Genomic DNA, 11,499 nt, shown 5'->3' with positions numbered 1-11,499 from the left:
GGGTATAGCTCAGCTGGGAGAGCGCTTGCATGGCATGCAAGAGGTCAGCGGTTCGATCCCGCTTACCTCCACCAATATCTCCAGGGATATTCAGGTGGCACGCAGTTTGGATTTGAAAGATTGAGTCCCCTTCGTCTAGAGGCCTAGGACACCACCCTTTCACGGTGATTACAGGGGTTCGAATCCCCTAGGGGACGCCAAGTTATTGGCAATTCCATCGCAAGATGGGATTGGCAATCCTGTCGCAAGACGGGCAAGTTTGATGTGGCTTGAGAATATCGAGAGATATTCGAAAATGCATCACCACGCGGAGTGGTAGTTCAGTTGGTTAGAATACCGGCCTGTCACGCCGGGGGTCGCGGGTTCGAGCCCCGTCCACTCCGCCAAAAATAATAATGCGCCGAAACCGTGAGGTTTCGGCGCATTTCCATTTGGGGGTTCAGGAAACCAGGCCGCGTGCGGGCGCCGGGGCAGTGCCGGCGTCGTCATTTCCACCGTTGCCATGAGCCTGGGGGCTGGTTGGCGCAGGGCGCTGTTCGGCCGGGGCGGTTCGCGGCGTTTCAACGGGACTGCGCTTGCCGCTGACCACCAGGCGGGCGAGCTTCACGACCTCGCTGGCCTCGGCCGGCAGGCCTGTGGCGAGCATCCCGAGGGCGAGGCTCAAGCACAACCATCCCTTTTTCACTGTTGGCATCTCCGACTCCAGCCTTGCAGTTGGCAAGGCGCAGACTGAAGTGTTGAACAAGGTTGGGCGGTGGGCCAGTGCGGCGCGACGAACTGCGTTTTCAGGGGGCTGAACTGCGACCGAACGTCGATCAATCGCCAGGCCCGAAAAGCAAAAAGGGCCCCTGAGGGCCCGATCATGCTTGGCGGAGAGGGCGGGATTCGAACCCGCGGTGGGTATTAGCCCACACACGCTTTCCAGGCGTGCGACTTAAACCGCTCATCCACCTCTCCTGCAAGCCTGCCATCATAACCTATTGCAGACCCCTGGAGGGAAACGTTCAGTCAGTTGGCGGTGCGCCAATCCAGCGCGCCGCGCCAATCGAGTTGATGCACGACGTTGTTGAGGTGCAGCATACGGCGCGCGCGTGCGAGCTCGTGCCCATGGCCATCGATCAGCGCGACGTTGCACAGGATGTTCATCGGGTCGAACAGCGCCACGACGTCGGGCTGGATCTCGGTCCATTCCCAGGCGATCTGGATCGCTTCGCCGTCGGCAAGCGCGGCCCAGACTTCCTGACCACAACGCAGCCCGGAACGTGCATCGTGCACTTGCACGCTGCTCCCGATTTGGCGTAGGTCGTGAGTCACCTTTTCAAACTCGTTTACAGTCTTAACGACCGTATCGCAGGCCATCAGTTGCCAAGCTGCCATCTGCATTCGGATCTCCCCGTCATTTGGATGGCTTGCAGTTTGCGTTCGTCGACGCCGCTGTGCTCCTACCAACCCTAGTAGCGCATGAACCTCCAGCGGTACGAACAAGTCAGTCAAGCGGAAGATCTCACGTCCTTTCGACAGGGCCTGATCGACTTCGCGAACGACCTGGATTTCGGTCTGGTCGTCGGTCTACTGGTCGTTGAACAACGCGGTCCAGGTGCCAAGACGGAATATCACGCCGTGGGCAATACGCCTGAGGCGTTTTTGGAGATCCAAAAGGACAACAGCTACGCCCGGCGCGACCCTGTGCATCAGCGCTTGATGAATCTGACCAAGCCGCTGATCTACGACCAGGCGTTCTATGCCGAGGCCGGTGCAGGCGAGTTGTGGGAGATGTACGCGCCTTTCGGCTATCGAACCGGTGTCGCCGTCGGCGTCCAGATGCCTGGCTATCGCCGCTTGTTGCTCGGGGTCGATCGCGAGGATCCCTTGCCCAAGGATCCGATCAAGCTGAACCGGATGATTGCGGACCTTCAGTTGCTCGCCGTCCATGCGCAGGACGCCGCGGGTCGTTTGTGGGCGCCGAAGAGATCGACGCCGCTTGGGCTCCCATCGCGCCAGCTCGAAATTCTGAAGCTGACCATGGAAGGCAAGAGTGCATGGGTCGTTGGAAGCCTGCTTGGCATCAGCGAGAACACGGTCAACTACCACATGAAGCAACTGTTCAAGTCGCTCGACGTGTCGACCAAGCATCAGGCCGTCTTGAAGGCCATGGAGCTGGGAATCATCTGACCAGACCAGCGGCCCCCTACCAGGGTTTGTAGTTCACCGTTTTCGAGCTGTCCTACACACTGCGCGCCATCTCAACGCTGCTTGACGGATGGTGCAAATGGAACAGTTTTCTTTCTGGGAAGTTGTCGCGGAACTGTTCGGTTTCCCCATCACGGGCAGCTGAGCGCTTTTGAAGAGTTCTTAGGAAAAGCGACACCTCCATCGCTTTCGTTCGGCGCCCCCCGAACGTCTTGCGCCCGCGACCGCCCTGACTCAGGGCCCTCGCGGGCTTTTTTGTTTTTACGGCCGCGCGCCGCCCTTGAGCAGCGCCATCGCGGTGCCGATCAGGCCAGCGACTTCCGTCATATTGCCCGGCACGATCATCGTGTTGTTCTTCTGCGCGAGCTGTGCGTAGGCCTCGACGGCTTTCTCGGCGACCTTCAGCTGCACGGCCTGGTCGCCACCGGGTTGCTGGATGGCTGCTGCGATCTTGCGGATGGCGTCGGACGTGGCGTCGGCCACTGCCGTGATGGCTGAGGCTTGACCTTGGGCCTGATTGATCTCGCGCTGTTTCTCGCCTTCTGAGCGCGCAATGGCCGCCTCGCGCTCGCCCGTGGCGATATTGATCTGCTCCTGGCGCCGGCCTTCCGACGCGGCGATCAGTGCGCGCTTCTCGCGCTCCGCGGTGATCTGGGCCTGCATGGAATGCAGGATGGCCGGCGGCGGCGTCAGGTCCTTGATCTCGTAGCGCAGCACCTTGACGCCCCAGTTCAACGCCGCTTCGTCCAGGGCTTCGACGACCGAGGTGTTGATGACGGCACGTTCCTCGAAGGTGCGATCCAGCTCCATGCGGCCGATGACCGAGCGCAGCGTGGTCTGGGCCAGCTGCGTGATCGCGATGACGTAGTTGCTGGCGCCATAGCTGGCGCGCATCGGGTCGGTGACCTGGAAATAGAGGATGCCGTCGACGGTCAGCTGGGTGTTGTCCCTCGTGATGCAGACCTGGCTGGGCACGTCCAGCGGAATCTCCTTCAGCGAGTGCTTGTAGGCCAGGCGGTCGACAAAGGGCACGAGGAAGTTCAGCCCCGGCGTCAACGTTGCGTGGTATTTGCCGAGGCGCTCGACGACCCAGGCGTGCTGCTGGGGCACGACCTTGATCGAGCGGACGACGAAGATGGCGGCGATGACGAGGATGACGAGTGCGATTTCCATGGAGCCTCTCGGGGCGGTTGCGAACAGGGAAGGGTGCTCAGCGATCCAGCAGCAGGCAACTGCCTTCGACGGCGCGGATCACGTGTCTGCCGCTCTGGGCCGGCGCGCTGCCGATGAAGCGGGCTTGCCAGGCGGCGCCGCGGTATTTCACCTGGGCCAGGCCATCGTTGGACCAGGTGTCCACCTGCACGGTCTGGCCGATGTCGAGGTTGACATCCGGGTTGCTGGATGCCGGCGCCGCTTTGGGCGCCTTGGCACGCTGCCGATGCAACGCGAAAACCCCCACGCCGCCGATGACGGCCGAGGCCAGCATTTGCCCCGCCAGCCCCAAGCCGAGATGAGCCGCGACGGCACCCGCAGCGGCGCCCACGGCCAGCATCAGCAGATAGAAGCTCCCGGTCGCCAGTTCGGCGGCGACCAGCGCGCCGGCCGCGATCCACCAGACAGTGGCCCAGTTCCAATCCATCTCGCCTCCCAAGGCTGTGGTGTCGACCCAGTTTAGACCCCGTACGACATGGCCGGGACACGCTGCGGCCCTACACTTCGCCGCTTCGTTTTTTGATGCCCGCCCGCTGGAGGCTGCCGATGATCCGTTTTCACTTTCCCGTCGTCATCATCGACGAGGACTACCGCTCCGAGAACACCTCGGGCCTGGGCATCCGCGCGCTGGCCGAGGCCATCCAGAAGGAGGGCATGGACGTCCTGGGCGTGACGAGCTATGGCGACCTGTCGCAGTTCGCCCAGCAGCAAAGCCGCGCCTCGGCCTTCATCCTGTCCATCGACGACGAGGAGTTCACCGCCGGCCCGGAGATGGACCCCGTGGTGCTGAACCTGCGCAAGTTCATCCAGGAGATCCGCAACCGCAACCCGGACATCCCGATCTACGTCTACGGCGAGACGCGCACCAGCCAGCACTTGCCCAACGACGTGCTGCGTGAGCTGCATGGCTTCATCCACATGTTCGAGGACACGCCGGAGTTCGTGGCTCGCCACATCATCCGCGAGGCCAAGAGCTATCTGGACGGGCTGGCGCCGCCGTTCTTCAAGGCGTTGATGGACTACGCGCAGGATGGCTCCTACTCCTGGCACTGCCCCGGCCACTCCGGCGGCGTGGCTTTCCTGAAGAGCCCGGTGGGCCAGATGTTCCACCAGTTCTTCGGCGAGAACATGCTGCGCGCCGACGTCTGCAATGCCGTCGAGGAACTTGGCCAGCTGCTCGACCACACCGGCCCGGTTGCCGCCAGCGAGAAGAATGCCGCGCGCATCTTCAATGCCGACCACTGCTTCTTCGTCACCAACGGCACCAGCACGTCCAACAAGATGGTCTGGCACCACACGGTGGCGCCGGGCGATGTGGTCGTCATCGACCGCAACTGCCACAAGAGCAATCTGCACGCCATCATCATGTGCGGCGCCATCCCCGTCTTCATGACGCCGACGCGCAACCACTACGGCATCATCGGTCCCATCCCCGAGAGCGAGTTCAGCCCCGAGGCCATTCGCGCCAAGATCGCGGCCAACCCGCTGCTGGCGCACGTCGACCCCGAGACCGTCAGGCCTTCCATCGTCACGCTGACGCAGAGCACCTATGACGGCGTGCTCTACAACACCGAGACCATCAAGAAGAAGCTCGACGGCTACATCCCGACGCTGCACTTCGACGAAGCCTGGCTGCCGCACGCGGCTTTCCACGACTTCTACGGCCAGTTCCACGCGATGGGCAAGAACCGTCCGCGCCCCAAGGAGGCCATGGTCTACGCGACCCAGTCCACGCACAAGCTGCTGGCCGGCATCTCGCAGGCCTCGCAGGTGCTCGTGCAGGACTCGCAGAGCGTCAAGCTCGACAAGCACCTCTTCAACGAGGCCTATCTGATGCACACCAGCACCAGCCCGCAGTACTCCATCATTGCGAGCTGCGACGTGGCTGCGGCCATGATGGAGCCCCCGGGCGGCACAGCGCTGGTGGAGGAGAGCATCAGGGAGTCGCTGGACTTCCGCCGCGCGATGCGCAAGGTCGAGGGCGACTACGGCGACGATTGGTGGTTCAAGGTCTGGGGCCCCGACTTCCTGCGTGCGCAGGACGACCAGGGCAGCCACCCCGTGTCGGCCGACTGGATGCTGCATGCCGACGAGGACTGGCATGGCTTCGGCGCATTGGCCGAAGGCTTCAACATGCTGGACCCGATCAAGTCCACCATCATCACGCCCGGGCTGGACATGGAAGGGCGCTTCGCCGCCACGGGTATCCCGGCCTCGGTGGTCACCAAGTTCCTCGTCGAGCATGGTGTCGTGGTGGAGAAGACCGGGCTGTATTCCTTCTTCATCATGTTCACCATCGGCATCACCAAGGGCCGCTGGAACACGCTGCTGACGGCGCTGCAGCAGTTCAAGGACGACTACGACAAGAATGCGCCGCTGTGGCGCATCCTGCCGGAGTTCGTCGCGCAGTTCCCGAAGTACGAGCGCATGGGCCTGCGCGACCTCTGCCAGAGCATCCACCAGGCCTACGCCGAGGGCGACATCGCCCGCCTGACGACGGACATGTATCTGTCCAACCTGCAGCCGGCCATGACGCCGAGCGACGCCTACGCGCACATCGCGCAGCGCCGTACCGAGCGCGTCGGCATCGACGAACTCGAAGGCCGCATCACCACCTCGCTGCTGACGCCTTACCCGCCCGGCATCCCGCTGCTGGTCCCGGGCGAGCGCTTCAACAAGAAGATCGTCGACTACCTGAAGTTCACGCGCAGCTTCAATGCCAAGTTCCCGGGCTTCGCGACCGACGTGCACGGCCTCGTGCACGAGGTGGACGAGGAAACGGGTCGCGGCCGCTACTACGTGGACTGCGTGAGGGCCTGAGCGGGCGCTACTTCGTCGACGCTTTCGGTGGCGTGACCGGCGCCAGGTTCAGGTCGGCCACCGCCGTGGCGGCCAGCAGGAAGGCGCCGACGCCGTAGTGCTGGGTGTCGTCGTATTCGACGGCTTCCGGCCTGTCCCCGACCGGTTGCACATAGCCGACCTTGCCGTCGGCGTGCACAGCCCGCGTCAGCGCCGCCCAGCCTTTGCGCACCACGGGCTCGTAGGTCTTGCGGTCCAGCAGCCCGGCCTTGATGCCCCATGCGAAGCCGTAGGTGTAGAAGCCCGTGCCGCTCGACTCGGGCAGCGCCGTCTCGGGATCTCCCAGCAGTGACGGCGCCCAGAATCCATCGGGCTTCTGGATGGCCTTCAGCTTCACCGCCATGTCCTTGAAGATGGCGGTGATGCGGCCACGATCGGGGTCGTTCCTGGGCAGTTGCTCCAGCATCCGCGCCAGGCCGGCGAAGACCCAGCCGTCGCCGCGCGACCAGAAGACCTTGCGGCCGTTGATGTCGCGGCGGTCGAAGAAGCGGCTGTCGCGGAAGTAGAGCTGCTCCTCCTTGTCGTAGAGCAGCGCCGTCGTCGCCCAGAACTCCTGCTTGGCGAAGTCGGCGTACTTCACCTCGCCCGTTGCTTTGGCCAGCTCGAGCCAGACGGGTGGCGCCATGAAGAGGGCATCGCACCAGGACCAGCGGTCCACCGCCGGCACGCTGCGGTCCGGCATTTCGACGAAGTGCAGGTCGACGCTGCTCGGGCTCGCCAGGATCTGGTCGAAGCGCTCGCGCAGCGGCGCGATGGCCGCGGCACCGGTGCCATGGCGCGCCGCCCACAGATAGGCCGCGCCGATGGTGTGGTCGTCGGCGTGATAGGGGCGGCTGCCGGGCTGCCAGCCGTTGTCCTTGCCGCGCTGCAGGATGGCATCGGCGAACTCCGGCTGCTTGCTGTGGTCGGCCAGCGCCACGAGGCCGACGAAGAGGGCGCCCTGTTCCCAGCCCCTGGGGTCGGGCATGGACTCGACGGAGCGCGGGTGCTCGCCGCGCTCCAGCGCCTTCAGCTGCCAGCGGCCCGCCTTCTCGGCCAGCGCGATGACGGCCGCTGGCTTCCAGGGCACGGCATCGGCTGCAGCGGCCGAGACCGGCGGCATTGCCGGCTCGGCCAGGGCTGCGAGAGGCAACAAGGCCAGCAGGCCGGTGGCGTACAGGAGGGCCGTCTTCATCGAGTCTCCTCGTCAGAGTCGGCCGGAATGTAAGCGCTTTCAAGGCGCCGCCGCAGCGGGGCGGCCCTAGGCTGAAGTGAGGGCCTCGCCCAGGCGCCAGGGCAGGCCCTCGTGGCGGGTCAGGTCGCGGCGCACGCCGGCGGGGCTCAGGCCGGTCAGCGCGCGGAACTCACGCACCATGTGAGCCGCGTGGCTGAAGCCGCATTGCGCCGCCACGTCGGCCAGTGCTTCGCCGTCGGCGAGTCGGCGCAGGCCTTCGTTCAGGCGCTCGATGCGCAGCAGCGCCTTGGGCGACAGTCCCAGGGCGTCGCCGACACGGCGCTGCAACTGTCTGGCGCTGGACGTGGCCACGTCGGCCCAGGCGCCCACGCTCAAGGCCGCTGTCGGCACGCGCGGCGGCGGCTGCCAGGCGTGGCGCGCCCGGGCCTTCTCCACCCAGCAGTGCAACTGCTGCTCGATGATCCAGACCTGGGCCGCCGTGCTGCTGGCGCGGCGCAGCTGCGACAGCAGCACCTCGGCCGTCGGCCAGCCAATGACCTCGGCCGCCGGCCCGCGCCGATTCACCCATTCCGCGGCCGGCAGGTCGAACAGCCAGCTCAGCACGCCTGGGTGCAGCAGCACCGTCGTGATGGCCGGGTCGTTTGCATAGGCGCGCCTTGCGGGCCTGAGGCGGGGGCCGGCCAGCTCCAGATCGGCGAGCGAATGGCCGGAGTCGGCGTCGACCCAATCACCACGGTGCAGCACGGTGAGGGCGCCCTGCACATTGGCGGGAAAGCATTGGACCGCCGGCAATGCCGGCCCTTCCGGGCTGGGCCGCCGCACGGCGATGGCCTGGACGTAAGGCGCCAGCGCCGGGCTGGGCGGCAGCAGTTGGGTGCGACTCGCGGGCATCAGGCCATGAATCCCAAATCCTGTGGCGTGAAGGCGGCCAGCGCCGGGAAGGCCGTGTTGAGGCCGGCGGCGTCGACGCCGAACCAGCGCGCAAGTGTCGCGCCGAACTGTTCCAGCGAGGTGGAGGGGATCAGCGCCCCGCGGCTGCCGGAGTCGTCCGCACCGCCCAGAGCCGGGTAGGGGAAGCGGCCATAGACCTGGCCGCCCTTGACCGCGCCGCCCAGGATGAGGTGATGGTTGCCCCAGCCATGGTCGCTGCCCGAGCCGCTGGGCTGCAGCGAGCGGCCGAACTCGCTCTGCGTGAAGCTGGTGACCATCTGAGACACGCCGAGCTCGACGGTGGCGTTGTAGAAGGCGCCCATCGCGTCACCGAGCTGGCGCAGCAGGTCCAACTGCTGCCAGCTCTGGCCGCTGTGGGTGTCGAAACCGCCGAGCTGCACGAAGAAGACCTGACGCTTCACGCCGACGCTGCCGCGCAGTGCGATGACGCGGGCGACCTGTTGCAGCTGGCGGCCAAGGTCGGTGCCGGGAAAGACGGTGCCGACCGTGCCCGCGCCGCTGCTGCGCAGCAGGGCGCCGAGGCTGAGGGCATCGCGCCTCACCTGGTTGGCGGCCTGGATCAGGCGCACGCCACCGTCCAGCGCCAGGATCTCGTTCAAGGCCTGGCTGCGCGCCGTGGTGGCCGAGGCCGGCCAGGCGCTCATGCCGCTGACGTCGAGATTGAAGCCCGGCACCAAGCTGGCGCTGGGGACCTGGGCGCCGTTGGCGAACAGCGCGCCGCCGGCCATGGAGACGGCGGCCGGGAAACGCGAGCTGCCGTTGCGCGCAACCAGCGCGTCCGCCGTGCGCCCACCCCAGCCCGTGCCGCCGCCACTGCCGTTGCCGGCCTGGGTCTGCTGCATCTGGTCGGAGTGGGAGAACAGGTTGGCGGGCAGCGTCGCCGTACCGGCCGTGATCTGGGCGCGCGTCGTCGGCGCCAGCAGCGGGCCGACGTTGGCTATTGCCCCCAGCTTGCCCTGGGCCCAAAGCGGGTGGACGGCCTGCAGGCCCGAGTTCAGCGCATAGGCCACGCCATCGGTCGTCGTGATGGGCAGCAGGCTGGCGGACTGGTCGGGCAGGGCCAAGCCGCCGCGCAGGCTGCGGTAGGCGGCATAGGCGGCCGGGCTCTGCGGGATCAGCACGTTGTGGCCGTCGCAGCCGCCGGCCAGGAAGATGCAGACGAGGGCGCGGTAGTCCTCGGTGGTCTGCGCGAGGCTGGGCAGGGCCGGTGCGGCGGTGAGGGCGCAGGCGGCGCGCAGCAGCGCGCGGCGGGTGGTGTGGTGAGCGGTCATGGCGTCCTCCTCAATGTTGGATGGCGTGCTGGCCGGACAGCAGCGTCAGGTACAGCGCCACCTGCGCGCGCTGGGTGGCGTCGGACTGGGCATTGATCGCGTTCGCGAGGCTCTGGCGCATGGCGGTCGACATGCGGCCCCACAGCAGCGCCTGGTCGACCGCATTGATCAGCGCCGTCGTGTCATTGGCCACCGCGGTGAAGGGCTGCAGATTGACGCGCATGTTGCTGCCCGGCTGGGTCAGCAGCGCCCACAGGAAGTTGCCGCGCAGCGTCGCCTCGGTAGGCGTGTAGATCTGGAACTCCGGCGCGTTCAACGTTGTTTGCGGCAGGCGGAAGAGCTGCGAGTAGTGGCCGAAGACCGAGGGCGGTGTCAGCGGCGTCTGGCCGGTGCGGCCGATCTCCCAGCCGAGGTTGTTGCCGGGCTGGAAGCCACCATTGAGCGCACGCAGCGTGGCCGCGATGTGCTGCATCGGGTCGCGCAGCCGGCCGTCATTGGTGCCGGCGGTGTCGTTGCGGGCCTCGGTGTCGAGCAGGATGGCGCGCACGACGGCGCGCAGGTCGCCGCGCACGCCGCTGCCGTTGTTGGTGAACACGGTGGCGACGCGCTGCACATAGGCTGGGCTGGGGTTGCTCTTGACGAGCTGGCGGATCAGCCGCTGCGCGACGAAGGGCGGCGTGTTGGGATGCTGGAAGAGGCAGTCCAGCGTCGCCTTCAGGTCGGCATCGGTGCCCTGGCTGGCCGCGAGGCTGCAGCCGAGGAAGCTCTTGGCGCGCTGGTCGTGGTTGACCTCGCGCAGCACCATGGCGCCGCTGAAGTTCTCCCAGTTGTTGGTGCCGCTGCCGACATAGGTCCAGCCSGTCAGCGCCAGCGCCACCTGCTGGATGGTCGACTGGTCATAGGTCGGGATGGTGCGGCCGGACAGGTCGAGCTGCGGCGTGCCGTCGGCATTCAGCTTGACGAGGCCGATGGTGAAGAGCTGCATCAGCTCGCGCGCGAAGTTCTCGTTGGCGGCCGAGCCGCCCAGCGGCTTGTTGCTGTTGGCCAGGTCCAGGTATTTGCCCATCTGCGGGCTGYGCGCCACCTCCTCCAGCAGCGTGCGGTAGTTGCCGAAGGCGTTCTTGCTCAGCGTGCGCAGATGCGGCGCGATCTCCTCGGCGTAGATGTTCTTGTTGGCCGAGATGACGATGACCTGGGCCAGCGCATAGGCCACGCGCTGGCGCAACTGGTCGGGGGCGTCGGTGAGCCGGTTCAGCATCTGGGCCGCCACGGTCGACGTCGTGCCATCCGATGGCGTCGCCACGGTCGTTTCGGCCAGGCCGAACTGCTCGGTCAGCCAGGCGTCCTGGCCCAGGCTCTGCACGCGGGTGACGCTGGCGGCGTTGGGACCGAAGCTGGCCTGTTCCAGGAAGCGCGCGGCCGCCAGATTGGCCGTGCCTTGGCCGGGGCCGGGTACCGGCGAAGGGGCAGGCGCAGGAGAGGGCGCTGGCGCGGGTGTGGGGGCCGGGCTCGGCGCAGGGCTGGGCGAAGGGGCGGGGGAGGGCGCCGGCGTGGGTGCGGGCGCCGAGGCGGAGATGGACAGGTTGACGACGTCGGATCCGATGGTGCCCAGGCCCGTCGCCCAGACCTGCACCGGCTGCGTCTTGCCCAGCCAGGTGCTGGGTGCCGTTGCCGAGGCCAGCAGCTGCGTCGCCGACACGCGGGTGACCGTCGCATTCAGGTCGCCGACCTTCACCGCCACGTTGGTCGGGAAGGACGCGCCGTTGAGCTTCAGCGTGAAGGCGCCAGCGGGCACGGCGGCGGGGCTGATGCTCCACAGCCGTGGCTGGACCTGCGTGATGC

The 11,499-nt window shown here is 66.6% G+C and carries 10 protein-coding genes and 3 tRNA genes; 4 read left to right on the top strand and 9 right to left on the bottom strand.

Annotated features, from left to right (window positions below):
* The first annotated feature begins 124 nt into the window (after positions 1–124).
* Positions 125–200: transfer RNA gene (locus tag AC1DW3_RS30145), tRNA-Glu, on the top strand.
* A gap of 109 nt (positions 201–309) precedes the next feature.
* Positions 310–386: transfer RNA gene (locus tag AC1DW3_RS30140), tRNA-Asp, on the top strand.
* Positions 387–439: 53 nt separating this feature from the next.
* Here the strand turns inward: AC1DW3_RS30140 and AC1DW3_RS30135 are convergent.
* The 3 genes from AC1DW3_RS30135 to AC1DW3_RS30125 form a co-directional block, all read right to left on the bottom strand.
* Positions 440–664: a hypothetical protein gene (locus AC1DW3_RS30135; RefSeq protein WP_477937870.1), complete on the bottom strand. Its 225-nt coding sequence runs from the start codon at positions 662–664 to the stop codon at positions 440–442.
* Between the two features lie 203 nt (positions 665–867).
* Positions 868–957, bottom strand: a tRNA-Ser gene (locus AC1DW3_RS30130).
* 51 nt (positions 958–1,008) lie between these two features.
* A complete protein-coding gene (locus tag AC1DW3_RS30125) occupies positions 1,009–1,383 on the bottom strand; it encodes a hypothetical protein (RefSeq protein WP_477937868.1) in 375 nt (124 codons plus the stop codon).
* A gap of 78 nt (positions 1,384–1,461) precedes the next feature.
* On the opposite strand from AC1DW3_RS30125, the gene AC1DW3_RS30120 reads away from it, so the two are divergent.
* Positions 1,462–2,172 (top strand): autoinducer binding domain-containing protein, encoded by a 711-nt coding sequence (locus tag AC1DW3_RS30120; protein WP_477937866.1) that lies wholly within the window; start codon positions 1,462–1,464, stop codon positions 2,170–2,172.
* Between the two features lie 279 nt (positions 2,173–2,451).
* Here AC1DW3_RS30120 and AC1DW3_RS30115 read toward each other — a convergent pair whose 3' ends face one another.
* The gene (locus AC1DW3_RS30115) at positions 2,452–3,363 is read right to left on the bottom strand and encodes an SPFH domain-containing protein (protein ID WP_477937864.1); all 912 of its coding nucleotides are present in this window, start codon (positions 3,361–3,363) and stop codon (positions 2,452–2,454) included.
* 37 nt (positions 3,364–3,400) lie between these two features.
* Positions 3,401–3,829, bottom strand: coding sequence for an NfeD family protein (locus AC1DW3_RS30110; RefSeq protein WP_477937862.1), 429 nt, complete (start codon positions 3,827–3,829; stop codon positions 3,401–3,403).
* 119 nt (positions 3,830–3,948) lie between these two features.
* Between AC1DW3_RS30110 and AC1DW3_RS30105 the strand changes: the two genes are divergently transcribed.
* On the top strand, positions 3,949–6,222 hold the full coding sequence (locus AC1DW3_RS30105; RefSeq protein ID WP_477937860.1) for an Orn/Lys/Arg family decarboxylase: 2,274 nt from the start codon (positions 3,949–3,951) through the stop codon (positions 6,220–6,222).
* A 7-nt stretch (positions 6,223–6,229) separates the two neighbouring features.
* Here AC1DW3_RS30105 and AC1DW3_RS30100 read toward each other — a convergent pair whose 3' ends face one another.
* The 4 genes from AC1DW3_RS30100 to AC1DW3_RS30085 form a co-directional block, all read right to left on the bottom strand.
* Positions 6,230–7,435, bottom strand: a complete 1,206-nt coding sequence (locus AC1DW3_RS30100; protein ID WP_477937858.1) for a glycoside hydrolase family 88/105 protein — start codon at positions 7,433–7,435, stop codon at positions 6,230–6,232.
* A gap of 66 nt (positions 7,436–7,501) precedes the next feature.
* Complete coding sequence (locus AC1DW3_RS30095) at positions 7,502–8,326, bottom strand: AraC family transcriptional regulator (protein WP_477937856.1); 825 nt, start codon at positions 8,324–8,326, stop codon at positions 7,502–7,504.
* The gene (locus AC1DW3_RS30090; RefSeq protein WP_477937854.1) at positions 8,326–9,657 is read right to left on the bottom strand and encodes a DUF1501 domain-containing protein; all 1,332 of its coding nucleotides are present in this window, start codon (positions 9,655–9,657) and stop codon (positions 8,326–8,328) included. The genes AC1DW3_RS30095 and AC1DW3_RS30090 overlap by 1 nt, the downstream gene beginning before the upstream one ends.
* A gap of 10 nt (positions 9,658–9,667) precedes the next feature.
* Positions 9,668–11,499 (bottom strand): DUF1800 domain-containing protein (locus AC1DW3_RS30085; RefSeq protein ID WP_477937852.1); only part of this gene is annotated, 1,832 nt, incomplete at its 5' end.

This window comes from Roseateles sp. P2_H4 (assembly GCF_056403315.1).
This window is presented reverse-complemented; position numbering and strand designations above follow the sequence as displayed.